This is a genomic window from Halorubrum sp. 48-1-W (assembly GCF_003287355.1).
In the GTDB taxonomy this organism is placed as follows: domain Archaea; phylum Halobacteriota; class Halobacteria; order Halobacteriales; family Haloferacaceae; genus Halorubrum.
Window position 1 is genome coordinate 41,159 of record NZ_QMIM01000019.1, and the last position, 14,155, is coordinate 55,313.

Sequence of the window (14,155 nt, forward strand, 5' to 3'; positions counted from 1 at the left end):
GTCGCGAACGCGTCACGTCCCTTCGGATTTGATCTCCTGGAGCCGGTCGAGAAGCTCGTCGTTCGACGCGCCGGGCTCGTACTCGACGGACCCGTCGTGGGTCTCCTGGGCGGCTTGGACGCCGTCGTCGTCGTCGAAGTCCGCGTCCAGGTCCTGGTTCTCCTGTTCGGATTCGTCGTAGCTCCCGAAACCCATGTGTGTGTGACAGTAATGGATCGACACATATAAACCCCCTGTCGGATCAGTAAGCCTGCCGTTTCCCCGACGGTTCGCGACTGCGACGCCGTCGCACACGTTTTTGTCCGGTCGGCCGGGTAGTACGGACATGGAGCCGATCACCGTCACCGCCGACGCCGAGGAGTTCACCTGTAACGCGTACCTCGTCCCCGGGGAGGCGACCACGCTCGTCGACGCGGGGACCATGCCGGGCGTCGAGGACGTCGTCGCCGAGCACGTCGACGAGGTCGATCGGGTCGTGCTCACCCACCAACACCACGACCACGTCGGCGAACTCGACGCCGTCCTCGACCGGTTCGAGCCGCGGCTGTTCGCGGCTGCCGACCACCCGCGCCGGGACGTGGCGATCGGCGACGGCGACGAGGTGCTCGTCGGGAGCGAGCCGTGTACGGTCGTGGAGACGCCCGGCCACGCCGACGACCACGTCTCGCTGGTGGGCGAAGCGCGCGTCTACACCGGCGACGTGGTCGTCTACAACGACGGCGCGTTCGACGACGGCTCGTTCGGTCGAACGGACATGGCCGGGCAGTCGCGCGAGCGCCTGATCGAGAGCCTCCACCGGCTCCTCGACCGCCTGCCCGACACGGTCGAGGCGATGTATCCCGGACACGGCGACGTCTACCGCGCGGGCGAGGGGTCGGACACGGTACGGGAGGTGATCGAACGCGCGACCGAGCGGGCCGAGCGCCGCGAGCCGAAGTACCCCGACGAGTAGCGGCGTCGCGGCACGCGCTGTTAAGTGTCACAGGGACGAACCGGCGGCACACGCTGTTAAGTGTCATAGGGACGAACCGGCGGACATGGACCTGTCGACGGCGGTCACCGCCACCGTTTCGACCCTCCGACGGCGACCGGCGGACCTCCTCCCGTTCTACTTCCTCGGGACGGCCGTCCCCGTGATCGCCCGCACCGCCCTCCTCGTCGCGCTCGCCGGCGTGTACCTCCACGCCGAGCTCACCGGTCGGCTCGCCGTCGTCCGAGACGCCCTCGCGGGGACCGACCCGACGCCGCCGGACTTCGAGGACCCCGAGGCGGTCGAGCGGTGGGCCGAGGCGATCGCGCCCGCGCTCGAGCCACTCGTCTCGCCGACCGCCGTCGCGCTCGTCGCCGTCGGGAGCGCCCTGGCCCTCCTGATATCGGTCCTCGCGTACGCGGCGGTCTCGGCCGGCCAGATGAGCGCCGTGTTCGCCCGGTTGCGCGGGGTGCGGGGACTGACCGCGGGGATCGCCGGCGTCCGGGATCGCTGGCTCACGTTCCTCGCGCTCTACCTCGCGGAGTTCCTGTTGTGGGTTGGCGTGCTCCTCCTCGCGGGCGTCGCCGTGGGCGTCGCGTCGCTCGTTGGCGGGCCGCTGGCCGGCGCGGTCGTCGGCCTCGGCGCGCTCCTGGCCGGGGGGACGGCGCTCGTGCTCGTCCGGATCGTCTTCGCGTTCGCCCCTGCGGCGATCGTCGTCGACGACGCGGGCGTGTTCGACGCGGTCGAGGGCGCGGGCGGGTTCGTCCGGTCGAACCCGGTCGACGCCGTCGCCTACCTCGTCGTCGCCGTCGGCGTCCTCGTCGCGATCTCCTCGGCCGCGTCCGCGCTGGCGTTCCTCGGCGGCGGCGCGGCCGTCGCGCTCGCCAGCGCGGTCCTCGCCGCGCCGGCGCTGGACCTCCTGAAGACCGTCCTCTACGGCGACCACCGCAGTGCGGTCGCCCCCGTGGACCCGCCGACCGAGGGGGTCCGCGCACAGTTCACGGGCGGGGTCCGTCGCGGTTTGGCCGAGACGCGCGTCTTCGTCCGACGGACGCCGGGCACCCACCTGTTCGTCGTCGCCGTCGGCGTCGCGGGCGGCATCGCGGGGTGGACGCTGGCCGAGCCGTTCGTCGGGGTCGCCCCCACCTCGATCGAGGCGCGGCTCGCGGGGCACCTCCCGCCGGCCGCGGCCCTCGCGTTCTTCGGGAACAACTGGACGGTGACGATCGCCACGGCGTTCGGCGGGGTCGCGCTCGTCGTCCCCGCGCTCGCTTCGATCGCGTTCAACGGTCTCGCGCTCGGCGCGGTCGCCGCCCTGGAGGCGAACCTCCCGGCGCTCGTCGCGTTCGTGGTTCCGCACGGACTCCTCGAGATCCCCGCGATCGTCGTCTCCGGCGCGCTCGGCGTTCGACTGGGGGTCGTCGCCTGGCGCGCGTTCCGCGGGCGGCTGAGCCGTGTCGGGTTCGCGGACGCGCTCGAGCACGCGTTCTGGGTCGTGGTCGGGGTCGGCGTCCTCCTCGCGGTCGCCGGCCTCGTCGAGGGCTTCGTCAGCCCGTACTACTGGCGGCCGTTCCTCTAGGACGCTCTCGCCCGTCCGCGACACGCTCCGTCCCGCGACGGTCGACCACACGTTCAAGTCGTTCGGGAGCGAATCCTGACCCGTATGACCCGACGCGATCCGTTCAGCGACATCGAGGAACTGTTCGAGCGCATGGACCGCGAACTCGAGAAGCTCGGGACGGGCCTGGACGTGCCCGGACGCTCCGACGTCGACGTCGACGTGATCGAAGGCGACGAGGAGTTGACCGTGCTCGTCGACCTACCGGGGTTCGACGACGACGAGATCAGCGTCGAGCTCAGGGACGAGACGCTCACCGTCGGGGCGACGCCGGGGGGCGAGGAGTCGTCCGACGCGGACGACGTGGACGACGGGAACGCGAGCGAAGCGGACGACGGCGAGCGCTACCACCTCCGCGAGCGTCGCCACGGGTCGGTCTCCCGACGGCTCCCGTTGCCGGTGGCGGTCGAGCCGAGCGCCGCGAGCGCTGGCTACGACGCCGGCGTGCTCACCGTCACGCTACCGAAACGGTCCGCGTCGGGGAGTGACGGACACCGCATCGACGTCGAGTGACGCCGGTCGATCGGTTCTCACGGCTTCGCCGTTCGCGTCTCGAGGTGCCCGCGATACCTCGCCTCGCTCCACTCGCCGTGTCGTTCGTCGAAAACGCCCGGAGCGGGATTTGAACCCGCGTCACGACCGTGACAGGGTCGTATGATGGGCCACTACACCATCCGGGCGCGTCGCAACCTGTCGTACCCGTGTCTGGCAAATAAGACTTGTCATCGCCGACGGCGGTGGTGACCGCTCACAGGGCGGGCGGTACGTCACAGGGCGGGCGGTACGTTTTTGTGTGTCACTCCCCACCGTGAGGACGTTGAACGCCCCGTCGCGGAGAGCGGTGCTCAGCGGAGTTGACAAACCTTATCCGGCTGGAGTCGGTAACAGTCTGTAGTATCTCGTGATAGCTTTTCCCCACCACCACCACCCATGGTAGACGTAAGCCAACACGAACTCGTCCCGGACCACGTCCTGCTCGACGACCCCGAGGAGGTCGAGGCGGTCCTGGCCGAGTACGACGTGAAGAAGACGAACCTACCGAAGATCAAACGCACCGACCCCGCGGTCCCGGACGACGCCGCCGTCGGGGACGTAGTGAAGATCGTTCGAGATTCGCGAACGACGGACCAAGCAGTCGTGTTCCGACTGGTCATCTCATGAACAGGCAAGACCGACGCGTGGTGTCACGCGAGTACTTCTCGGACGAACGGCTCGCCGAACACCACTTCAGATCGTTCAACAACTTCCTGGGCCGCGGGATGCAGGAAGTGGTCGACGAGAAGGAGACGATAGATACCGATATCGGCGACAAGGAGGGCCAGGAACCCGTCTACGTCGAACTCGGCGACGTGCGGATGGTCACCCCCCGGGTCCGCGAGGCCGACGGCTCCGAGGAACTGCTGTACCCCCAGGAGGCCCGCCTCCGGAACATCACCTACTCCGCGCCGGTGTTCATGGAGATGTCCATCGTGCGCGGCGGCGACGAGGAGCCCGAGACCGTCGTCGACAGCACCGAGACGAAGGTCGGCCGGATGCCGATCATGGTCGGCTCCGACAAGTGTAATATGGCGGAGTTCACGGACGAGGAGCTGATCGACATCGGCGAGGACCCCGTCGACCCCGGCGGCTACTTCATCGTCAACGGCTCCGAGCGCGTGCTCATGACCTCGGAGGACCTCGCGCCCAACAAGATCCTCGCCGAGTACGACTCGAAGTACGGCGACGAGATCCAGGTCGCGAAGACGTTCTCCCAGCGCCGCGGGTACCGCGCGCTGGTGCTGTGTGAGCGCAACCGCGAGGGGCTCCTCGAGGTGTCGTTCCCCTCGGTGTCCGGTTCGATCGACTTCGTGACGCTCGTCCGCGCGCTCGGGCTCGAGTCCGACGAGGAGATCGTCCACCGCGTCTCGGACGACCCCGAGATCGTGAAGTTCATGCTGGAGAACCTGGAGGAGGCCTCCGTCCAGACCACGGAGGAGGCCATCGAGACCCTCGGCGAGCGGGTCGCGAGCGGCCAGGGGAAGAACTACCAGCTCAAGCGGGCGAACTACGTCATCGACCGCTACCTCCTCCCGCACCTCCACGAGGAGGGCGTCGACGAGGAGGACGTCCGCATCAACAAGGCGTACTACCTCTGCCGGATGGCCGAGGCGTGTTTCGAACTCGCCTTGGACCGCCGGGAGGCCGACGACAAGGATCACTACGCGAACAAGCGGCTGAAGGTCTCCGGCGACCTGATGCGCGACCTGTTCCGGACCGCGCTCAACAAGCTGGCGCGCGACGTGAAGTACCAGCTCGAACGCGCCAACATGCGCAACCGGCAGCTCACCGTGAACACGGTGGTCCGTTCGGACGTGTTGACGGAGCGGCTCGAACACCCGATCGCGACGGGTAACTGGGTGGGCGGGCGCTCGGGCGTCTCCCAACTCGTCGACCGGACCGACTACATGGGCGTGCTCTCTCACCTGCGCAGGCTCCGGTCGCCGCTGTCGCGGTCGCAGCCGCACTTCGAGGCGCGCGACCTCCACGCGACCCAGTGGGGTCGCATCTGCCCCTCCGAGACGCCGGAGGGACCGAACTGCGGGCTCGTGAAGAACTTCGCGCAGGCGATGGAGCTGTCACAGACCGTCGAGGACGAACAGGGGCTGAAACGAGAACTGGCGTCGATGGGTGTCGAGGGGATCCCCGGCATCGAGGGCGTCGAACGACAGACGGCGGACGACTGATCATGGCACAAGCAGAACGCGAAGCGAAGGTGTACGTCAACGGGAGCCTCGTCGGGACCCATCCGGACCCGCACGAGCTCGCCGACCAGATCCGCGAAGCGCGCCGGCGGGGCGACGTGAGCGAGATGGTGAACGTCTCGGTGAAGGATCGGACTCGCGAGGTCATCGTCAACGCGGACGCGGGACGCGCTCGCCGGCCGCTGATCGTCGTCGAGAACGGCGATCCACTGTTGGGCGACGAGGAGATCGCCGCGTTGGAGCGCGGCGACGTCGAATTCGAGGACCTCGTCGACCGCGGCTACATCGAGTTCATCGACGCCGAGGAGGAGGAAGACATCCTCGTCGCCGTCGACGAGGAGGACGTGACCGGGAAACACACCCACCTCGAGATCGACCCTCAGCTGGTGTTCGGCATCGGCGCGGGGATGATCCCCTACCCCGAGCACAACGCCAGCCCGCGGATCACCATGGGCGCGGGGATGATGAAACAGTCGCTCGGGCTCCCCTCCGCCAACTACCGGATCCGCCCGGACACCCGCCAGCACCTGCTTCACTACCCACAGCTGGCGATGGTGAAGACGCAGACCTCCGATCAGATCAGCTTCGACGAGCGGCCGGCCGCCCAGAACTTCGTCGTCGCCGTGATGAGCTACGAGGGGTTCAACATCGAGGACGCCCTGGTGATGAACCAGGGTTCCGTCGACCGCGCGCTGATGCGCTCGCACTTCTTCCGGACTTACGAGGGCGAGGAGCGCCGGTACCCCGGCGGACAGGAGGACCGCTTCGAGATCCCGGACCAGGACGTCCGGGGCGCGCGCGGCGAGGACGCGTACACGCACCTCGACGAGGACGGCCTCGTCAACCCCGAGACGCGGGTCGACGAGTCCTCCGTCCTCCTCGGCAAGACGAGCCCGCCGCGCTTCCTGGAGGAGCCGGACGACATGGGCGGGCTCTCCCCGCAGAAACGCCGGGAGACGTCGGTGACGATGCGCTCCGGCGAGTCCGGGGTCGTCGACACCGTCACCCTGATGGAGGGCGAGGACGGCTCGAAGCTCTCGAAGGTGAAGGTGCGCGACCAGCGGACCCCGGAGCTTGGAGACAAGTTCGCGTCCCGACACGGCCAGAAGGGCGTCGTGGGGCACCTCGCGCCACAGGAGGACATGCCCTTCACCGAGGAGGGGATCGTCCCCGACCTCGTGATGAACCCGCACGCGCTCCCGTCCCGGATGACGGTCGGCCACGTGCTGGAGATGCTCGGCGGCAAGGTCGGCTCGCTGCGCGGCGAACGCGTCGACGGGACGCCGTTCCAGGGCGAAGACGAGGCGGATCTCCGGGGGAGCTTGGAGGACCACGGCTTCAAGTCCTCCGGTAAGGAGGTCATGTACTCCGGCGTCACCGGCGAGAAGGTCGACGCCGAGATCTTCGTCGGGACGATCTTCTACCACAAGCTGTACCACATGGTGTCGAACAAGCTCCACGCCCGCTCGCGCGGGCCGGTCCAGGTGCTCACGCGCCAGCCGACGGAGGGCCGCGCCCGCGAGGGTGGGCTCCGCGTCGGGGAGATGGAGCGCGACACGATCATCGGCCACGGCGCGTCGATGGTGCTCAACGAACGACTGCTCGAATCGTCCGACGCCGAACAGGTGTACGTCTCCGCGGAGACGGGCCTCGTCGCCGTCGAGGACAGGGAGCAGCGCCGCGTGTACGACCCGGTCACGGGCGACGAGGACGACATCCACGAACTCGAGGTGAGCTACGCGTTCAAGCTCCTGCTCGACGAGATGATCGCCCTGGGTATCCGACCGAAACTCGAACTGGAGGACGCGATTTAAATGTCAATGCAAACACCGAAGGTGCTCGGCGGGATCGACTTCGGCCTGATGGACCCGGAGACGTACCGGGACATGTCGGCCACGAAAGTGATCACCGCGGACACGTACGACGACGACGGCTACCCGATCGACATGGGGCTCATGGACCCGCGGCTCGGCGTCATCGACCCCGGGCTGGAGTGTCGGACCTGCGGGTCCCACTCCGGCTCGTGTAACGGCCACTTCGGCCACATCGAGCTGGCCGCGCCCGTCATCCACGTGGGATTCACGAAGCTCATCCGTCGACTGTTGCGGTCGACGTGCCGCGAGTGCGGGAAGCTTGCGCTCACCGAGGCGGAGCGCGAGGAGTTCCAGGACCGGCTGGAACGCGCCGAGGAGCTCGGCGAGGACCCCCACGACGTGTTGAAGGCGGCCGTCCGGCAGGCCCGGAAGGCGTCGACGTGCCCGTACTGCGCCGAGCCGCAGGCGGACATCAAACACGAGAAGCCGACGACCTACTACGAGGTCCAGGACGTGCTCTCGGGCGACTACTCCGAACACATCGCGGCCGCGATGCAGCCCGACGAGGAGGCGGACGACCCGGGCACCTCCCCCCAGGAGCTGGCCGAGAAGACGGACATCTCCTTGGAGCGCATAAACGAGATCATGGCCGGCGAGTTCCGCCCCCGCAAGGAGGACCGTCGCGCCATCGAGAAGGCGCTCGACATCGACCTCACCGAGGAGGACATGAACAAGCTGATGCCCTCGGACGTCCGCGACTGGTTCGAGGACATCCCCGACGAGGACCTCGAGGTGCTCGGGATCGACTCCGAACACTCCCGGCCCGAGTGGATGATCCTGACGGTGTTGCCGGTCCCGCCGGTCACCACCCGCCCCTCCATCACGCTCGACAACGGCCAGCGCTCCGAGGACGACCTCACCCACAAGCTGGTCGACATCATCCGCATCAACCAGCGGTTCATGGAGAACCGCGAGGCGGGCGCGCCACAGCTCATCATCGAGGACCTCTGGGAACTCCTCCAGTACCACGTCACGACGTTCGTCGACAACGAGATCAGCGGGACGCCGCCCGCACGACACCGCTCCGGCCGGCCCCTCAAGACCCTCAGCCAGCGGCTGAAGGGCAAGGAGGGGCGCTTTCGCGGGTCGCTCTCGGGGAAGCGCGTGAACTTCTCGGCCCGGACCGTCATCTCGCCGGACCCCACGCTGAGCCTGAACGAGGTCGGCGTCCCCGACCGCGTGGCCAAGGAGATGACCCAGACGCTCAACGTCACCGAGCGAAACGTCGAGGACGCGCGCCAGTACGTCCGGAACGGCCCCGAGGCGCACCCGGGTGCGAACTACGTGCGCCGTCCCGACGGTCGGCGGCTGAAGGTGACCGAGAAGAACTGCGAGGAGCTCGCGGAGAAGGTCGACCCCGGCTGGGAGGTGAACCGTCACCTCGTCGACGGCGACATCGTGATCTTCAACCGCCAGCCGTCGCTGCACCGGATGTCCATCATGGCCCACGAGGTGGTCGTGATGCCGTACAAGACGTTCCGGCTCAACACCGTCGTCTGTCCGCCGTACAACGCCGACTTCGACGGCGACGAGATGAACATGCACGCGCTCCAGAACGAGGAGGCCCGCGCGGAGGCACGGGTGCTCATGCGCGTCCAAGAGCAGATCCTCTCGCCGCGGTTCGGCGGCAACATCATCGGTGCGATCCAGGACCACATCTCCGGGACGTACCTGCTCACCCACACGAACCCCGAGTTCACGGAGACGCAGGCGCTCGACCTGCTCCGGGCGACGCGGGTGGACGAGCTACCTACGGCCGACGGCGTCGACGACGACGGCCGGGAGTTCTGGACCGGTCGGACGCTGTTCTCGGAGCTACTGCCCGGCGACCTCTCCCTGGAGTTCACCTCCTCGACGGGCGACGCCGTCGTCATCGAGAACGGGGAGCTGGTCGAGGGAACCATCGACGAGGACGCGGTCGGCGCGTTCGGCGGCGAGGTCGTCGACACGCTCACCAAGCAGTACGGCGAGACGCGCGCCCGCGTCTTCATCAACGAGATCGCTTCGCTCGCGATGCGGGCGATCATGCACTTCGGCTTCTCGATCGGGATCGACGACGAGTCGATCCCGCCGGCAGCAGAAGAGCAGGTCGACGAGGCGATAAACAGCGCCTACGACCGCGTCAACGAACTGATCGAGACGTACCGTGCGGGCGAGCTGGAGTCCCTGCCCGGCCGTAGCGTCGACGAGACGCTGGAGATGAAGATCATGCAGACGCTCGGGAAGGCCCGCGACTCCGCCGGCGAGATCGCCGACCAGCACTTCGGCGACGACAACCCGGCGGTCGTGATGGCCCGCTCCGGCGCGCGTGGCTCGATGCTCAACCTCACGCAGATGGCCGGCTCCGTCGGCCAGCAGGCGGTCCGCGGCGAGCGGATCAACCGCGGCTACGAGGACCGCACGCTCGCCCACTACGAGGCCGACGACCTCTCGGCGGAGGCGCACGGCTTCGTGGAGAACTCCTACCGCGGCGGGCTCACGCCCGAGGAGTTCTTCTTCCACGCGATGGGCGGCCGCGAGGGGCTCGTCGACACGGCGGTCCGGACCTCCAAGTCCGGCTACCTCCAGCGACGGCTCATCAACGCGCTCTCCGAGCTGGAGGCGCAGTACGACGGCACCGTCCGGGACACCTCCGGACGGATCGTCCAGTTCGAGTTCGGCGAGGACGGCACCTCACCGATCAAGGTCTCCTCCGGCGAGGGCGACGGGATCGACGTGGACGGGATCGCCGACCGCGTCCTGAACTCGGAGTTCGACTCCGACGACGAGAAGGAGCGGTTCCTCGGCGAGCGGACGCCGCCGACGAACCTCTCGGAGCACGCGGGACCGGGCCTGAACAAGGCGGACGAGCTGGGGGTGGAATCCGATGACTGAGTACGAACACGTCACCGACGACATGGAGGCCGTCGTGGAGGCGACGGAGCTCCCGAAGCGACTGAAGACCGAGGTGTACGAGACGCTGGAGGCGAAAGCCGACGAACACGGGGAGATCACGATCGAGCAGGCGACCGACATCGTGACCGGCGTCGAGAACCGGTACATCGAGACGCGCGTCGACCCGTTAGAGCCCGTGGGGACCGTCTCCGCGCAGTCGATCGGGGAACCCGGAACGCAGATGAGCGTTCCGTACGACGAGCGGGTCGTTGTCCGACGGAACGGCGAGACCGAGGTCGTCGAGATCGGCTCGGTCGTTGACGACGCACTTGAACGAGCCGAGACACGCGAGATCGATGGACACGAAGTCGCGCTCGCGCCGAACGGGCTCGAGACGCTCTCGTTGGCTGACGACGAGACGGTTCGATGGAAAGCCGTCGAGGAGATCAGTCGACACGAAACGCCGGACGAACTCCTCCGGTTCGAACTCGAATCCGGACGGACGATCCGGGCGACGAAAGCGCACTCGTTCGTCACGCGGCGGGACAACGATGTCGTTCCCGTCGCCGGCGACGATCTCGATGTCGGCGACTGGCTCCCGGTGGTCGGATCGTTCGAGGCCGACGGGCCGGACACGGTCGACCTTCGGGAGTACCTCCCGGTAACGGACTACTGGTACACGTCGACGCTGACCGACGGCGGCGTCGACGCGGTTCCGGGCGGCCCCGACCAGCTTCGGAACAAACGTGCGGCACTGGAAACGGGGAAGATCGACGAACGGAGCGTCTACCCGGTTGGTGGGACGGTCGGGTTACCCGAGCGATTCCCGCTCGACGAGGAGACCGGATTCTTCGTCGGCGCGTGGCTCGCCGAAGGCTCCCTCACGGACCACTACGTTTCCGTCTCGAACGTTGACGAGACGTTCCAGGAGGGTGTCCGGACGTTCGCCGAGCGATTCGACCTCTCGATCAACGAATACGAGAACGATAGTGGGTTCGCTCGCGGCTACGACATCCGCGTGAACGGAACCGTCCTCGCCGACTTGTTCCGTGAGATCTGCGTCGAAGACGGCGAAAAAACGGTACCCGGGTTCGCGTTCGGTGCCGACGAGGCGTTCGTCCGTGGCCTACTCCGAGGGTACTTCAGCGGAGACGGAAACGTCGGACGGAACGCCGTCCGATCCAGTTCGACGAGCCATCGACTCACGGCCGGGATCGCACTCCTGCTCGCTCGGTTCGACGTGTACGCGACGTTCGGCAAGCAGGACGAGTCTCGGACCCTTCGCGTCCCGAAAAAACACGTCGCGCGATTCAACGACGAGATCGGGATGGTCGGTGCCCGTGGGAGGGAGCTCGACTCCCTCGCCGCCGCCGTCGAAACCGACGGTCCCGACGCGACCGACCAGATCCCGAACTTCGGGGAAGCGCTCCGCGAGGTCGCATCCGACGCGGGGATCCCGAGTCGACAGATCAACGCCGCATCGAACCGACAGCGGATCGGGCGAACGCGGCTCCGGAACATCGTCGCCGAGGCGGAAGACGCTGGAGTCGACTCCACGGCGCTCGACGCTCTCGGACGGGCCGTCGACGGCGACGTGGTCTGGGACCGGATCGACTCGATCGAGACGGTGTCCTCCGACCACGACCACGTGTACGACTTCTCCGTCGAGGGATTGGAGACGTTCACGACGGCCGAGGGTGTCGTGACCCACAACACGATGAACACCTTCCACTACGCCGGCGTCGCGGAGATCGACGTCACGCAGGGGCTCCCCCGGCTCATCGAGCTGGTGGACGCCCGGAAGACGCCGGACACGCCGATGATGACGGTTCACCTCGAGGGCGAGTACGCGACGGACCGCGAGAAGGCCCACGAGGTCGTCTGGTCGATCGAGTCGACGCGGATCTTGGCGCTCGGCGACGTCTCGACCAACGTCGCGGACATGCTCGTGCGGATCGACCTCAACGACGACACGCTGTTGGAGCGGTGGCCGACCCACTCGGACCCCTCGGAGGTCGCGGGGATCATCACCGAGACCATCGAGGACTCGCTCGGCGTCGACGCCCGACAGGCGGGGACCGTGATCGAGTTCGGCCCGAACGAGCCGAGCTACCGCGAGCTCCTCCAGCTGGTCGAGCGGCTCCGCGACATCGTCTTCAAGGGGATCGAGGAGGTCGAACGCGTCGTGATCCGAAAAGAAGGGCTCGATGAGGGCGAGGAGTTCGTCCTCTACACGGAGGGGTCGGCCTTCGGCGACGTCCTCGAGATCGAGGGGGTCGACGCCTCGCGGACGACGTGTAACAACATCCACGAGATCTACCGGAACCTCGGGGTCGAGGCGGCCCGCGAGACGATCATCGACGAGACGAAGAACACGCTCGAAGAGCAGGGGCTCGACGACGTGAACGTCCGGCACCTGATGTTGGTGGCGGACATCATGACGAACAACGGCGAGATCGAGTCGATCGGCCGGCACGGCATCTCCGGCTCGAAAGACTCGGTACTCGCGCGCGCGGCGTTCGAGGTGACGGTGAACCACCTGCTCGACGCCGCGGTCCACGGCGAGTACGACGAGCTCGACGGCGTCATCGAGAACGTCATCGCCGGCAAGCCCATCTCGATCGGGACCGGCGACGTCGACCTCCGGATGGGGTCGCGCGTCGTCTCGGACGGCGGCAAGCCGACGGACGACTGATGCGCGTCGAGCTCTCCGACGAGGCGCGGCGCTACATCGGGCGGTTCGACGAGCTGACCGGGGTCGCGCCGAAGGACTGCCTCGTGGAGGGCGACCGGCTCGTGTTCCTGCTCCCGGCCGGCGAGATGGCCGCGGCGATCGGCCAGGCGGGCGAGACCGTCGAGGAGGCCGAACGCCGGCTCGGCAAGTCGATCGACCTCGTCGAGGACGCGGACACGCCCGAGGCGTTCGTCGCGAGCGCGCTCGCGCCGGCGGCGGTCAACGCGGTGACCGTCTCCGAGCAGAACGACCGGGTGGCGTACGTGGAGGTGCCCGAACCGGACCGCGGCGTCGCGATCGGTGCGGAGGGGCGCAACATCGAGACCGCGCGGACGCTGGCGAAGCGCCATCACGACATCGACGACGTCCAACTCACGTGACCCGGCCCGGCCAGCGGTGACCCGCGGACGGGTCGGCGGGCTTTTTTCCGTGCGTCCGCACGGACGAGCATGAACGGACGCCACGTGAACAGGCGACACCTTCTCACGGCGCTCGGAGCCGTCGCCGGCGTCGGCCTCGCGGGCTGTCTCGGCGGGGACGCGGACGGCCCCTTCCCGGACGCCGAGTGGCGCGATGGCGCCGGGCTCGACGTCGAGACGCTGGCCACGACCCACGTCGAGTCGGCGGTGGAGGCGGGCGGCGTGACCCTCCTTTCCACCGCGGAGACGAGCTACGACGGGGATGACGACCCGAGCCCGTGGCTCCCCTCACAGGAGTACGAGTCGCGTTACGACCTCGAGAACGGTCGGTCGTATCTCAGACAGGAGGTGACCGAAACCGGGGAGCCGGAGGTCATCGAACGATACGTCGCCGACGGCGAGGCGCTGTTCCGCGAACGCACCGACGAGGACGTCCGCTACGGTCGGCAGGCGGTCGAGCGCACGGCCGACGACTTCGCGGAGGCGCTCCGATCGGAGGCGCGCGTCGGGATCCAGGTCCCGCAGGAATCCGACGACTCGGGGGAGACGACCCACGAGGGGCTCGGAAACTGGGAGCCGCGGGCCGATGGCGACGGCGAGGTCGACGGCGCGCGGACCGCCCGGTTCGTCTCCGACTCGTTCGACGGCGAGCGGTCGGTTCCGGCGCGCGTCGAGACCGCGTCGGCGACCGTCCACGTGTTCGAGGCCGGGTTCGTCCCGCGGATCGAGCAGTCCTGGGAGGGTCCTCACGACGACGGGACGGCGACCGTCGAGGTCGACATCGCGTACCGCGACCGGGGTGTGACGGTCACCGAGCCCGACTGGGTCGCGGAGGCGCGCAACGAGACCGAGGGGTGAGTGGGGGACCGCCCACGGGTTCGGCTCCGAGACAACGACGGGTTCGGCTCCGAGACAACGACGGGTT

At 68.1% G+C, this 14,155-nt stretch carries 11 protein-coding genes and 1 tRNA gene; 10 read left to right on the top strand and 2 right to left on the bottom strand.

The window, feature by feature from the left end; all coding sequences use genetic code 11:
- Positions 1–12: 12 nt before the first annotated feature.
- The gene (locus DQW50_RS09910; RefSeq protein ID WP_112079121.1) at positions 13–195 is read right to left on the bottom strand and encodes a DUF5786 family protein; all 183 of its coding nucleotides are present in this window, start codon (positions 193–195) and stop codon (positions 13–15) included.
- A 130-nt stretch (positions 196–325) separates the two neighbouring features.
- Here DQW50_RS09910 and DQW50_RS09915 point away from each other — a divergent pair, with 130 nt between their 5' ends.
- From DQW50_RS09915 to DQW50_RS09925, 3 genes are all read left to right on the top strand, one after another.
- Positions 326–952, top strand: a complete 627-nt coding sequence (locus DQW50_RS09915; protein ID WP_112079122.1) for an MBL fold metallo-hydrolase — start codon at positions 326–328, stop codon at positions 950–952.
- Between the two features lie 85 nt (positions 953–1,037).
- Positions 1,038–2,549 carry a stage II sporulation protein M gene (locus DQW50_RS09920; protein ID WP_112079123.1) on the top strand — a complete coding sequence of 504 codons (1,512 nt, stop codon included), beginning with the start codon at positions 1,038–1,040 and terminating at the stop codon, positions 2,547–2,549.
- An 84-nt stretch (positions 2,550–2,633) separates the two neighbouring features.
- Positions 2,634–3,101, top strand: a complete 468-nt coding sequence (locus tag DQW50_RS09925) for an Hsp20/alpha crystallin family protein (RefSeq protein ID WP_112079124.1) — start codon at positions 2,634–2,636, stop codon at positions 3,099–3,101.
- 94 nt (positions 3,102–3,195) lie between these two features.
- On the opposite strand, the gene DQW50_RS09930 is transcribed toward DQW50_RS09925, so the two are convergent.
- Positions 3,196–3,268 (bottom strand) — tRNA-Asp (locus tag DQW50_RS09930).
- Between the two features lie 250 nt (positions 3,269–3,518).
- Here DQW50_RS09930 and DQW50_RS09935 point away from each other — a divergent pair.
- The 7 genes from DQW50_RS09935 (at position 3,519) to DQW50_RS09965 (ending at position 14,088) form a co-directional block, all read left to right on the top strand.
- Positions 3,519–3,749 carry a DNA-directed RNA polymerase subunit H gene (locus tag DQW50_RS09935; protein ID WP_112079125.1) on the top strand — a complete coding sequence of 77 codons (231 nt, stop codon included), beginning with the start codon at positions 3,519–3,521 and terminating at the stop codon, positions 3,747–3,749.
- Complete coding sequence (locus DQW50_RS09940) at positions 3,746–5,311, top strand: DNA-directed RNA polymerase subunit B'' (RefSeq protein ID WP_112079126.1); 1,566 nt, start codon at positions 3,746–3,748, stop codon at positions 5,309–5,311. The genes DQW50_RS09935 and DQW50_RS09940 overlap by 4 nt, the downstream gene beginning before the upstream one ends.
- A 2-nt stretch (positions 5,312–5,313) precedes the next feature.
- Positions 5,314–7,143 carry a DNA-directed RNA polymerase subunit B gene (gene rpoB, locus DQW50_RS09945; RefSeq protein WP_112079127.1) on the top strand — a complete coding sequence of 610 codons (1,830 nt, stop codon included), beginning with the start codon at positions 5,314–5,316 and terminating at the stop codon, positions 7,141–7,143.
- Between the two features lie 6 nt (positions 7,144–7,149).
- Positions 7,150–10,077 (top strand): DNA-directed RNA polymerase subunit A', encoded by a 2,928-nt coding sequence (locus DQW50_RS09950; protein ID WP_112079128.1) that lies wholly within the window; start codon positions 7,150–7,152, stop codon positions 10,075–10,077.
- A gap of 22 nt (positions 10,078–10,099) precedes the next feature.
- Positions 10,100–12,772 (top strand): DNA-directed RNA polymerase subunit A'', encoded by a 2,673-nt coding sequence (locus tag DQW50_RS09955; RefSeq protein WP_241964392.1) that lies wholly within the window; start codon positions 10,100–10,102, stop codon positions 12,770–12,772.
- Positions 12,772–13,191: a NusA-like transcription termination signal-binding factor gene (locus tag DQW50_RS09960; protein ID WP_112079130.1), complete on the top strand. Its 420-nt coding sequence runs from the start codon at positions 12,772–12,774 to the stop codon at positions 13,189–13,191. Before DQW50_RS09955 ends, DQW50_RS09960 begins: the two co-directional genes overlap by 1 nt.
- An 84-nt stretch (positions 13,192–13,275) precedes the next feature.
- Entirely contained in the window at positions 13,276–14,088 is an 813-nt protein-coding gene (locus DQW50_RS09965) for a hypothetical protein (protein WP_198664655.1), read from the top strand.
- The last annotated feature ends 67 nt before the right edge of the window (positions 14,089–14,155 follow it).

Excerpts from the sequence above, each read along its gene's own strand:
- DQW50_RS09915 (WP_112079122.1), top strand. The coding sequence starts at position 326 with ATGGAGCCGATCACCGTCACCGCCGACGCCGAGGAGTTCACCTGTAAC.
- DQW50_RS09910 (WP_112079121.1), bottom strand. The coding sequence starts at position 195 with ATGGGTTTCGGGAGCTACGACGAATCCGAACAGGAGAACCAGGACCTG.
- DQW50_RS09950 (WP_112079128.1), top strand. The coding sequence starts at position 7,150 with ATGCAAACACCGAAGGTGCTCGGCGGGATCGACTTCGGCCTGATGGAC.
- DQW50_RS09935 (WP_112079125.1), top strand. The coding sequence starts at position 3,519 with ATGGTAGACGTAAGCCAACACGAACTCGTCCCGGACCACGTCCTGCTC.
- DQW50_RS09940 (WP_112079126.1), top strand. The coding sequence starts at position 3,746 with ATGAACAGGCAAGACCGACGCGTGGTGTCACGCGAGTACTTCTCGGAC.
- DQW50_RS09920 (WP_112079123.1), top strand. The coding sequence starts at position 1,038 with ATGGACCTGTCGACGGCGGTCACCGCCACCGTTTCGACCCTCCGACGG.
- rpoB (WP_112079127.1), top strand. The coding sequence starts at position 5,314 with ATGGCACAAGCAGAACGCGAAGCGAAGGTGTACGTCAACGGGAGCCTC.
- DQW50_RS09925 (WP_112079124.1), top strand. The coding sequence starts at position 2,634 with ATGACCCGACGCGATCCGTTCAGCGACATCGAGGAACTGTTCGAGCGC.
- DQW50_RS09960 (WP_112079130.1), top strand. The coding sequence starts at position 12,772 with ATGCGCGTCGAGCTCTCCGACGAGGCGCGGCGCTACATCGGGCGGTTC.
- DQW50_RS09955 (WP_241964392.1), top strand. The coding sequence starts at position 10,100 with ATGGAGGCCGTCGTGGAGGCGACGGAGCTCCCGAAGCGACTGAAGACC.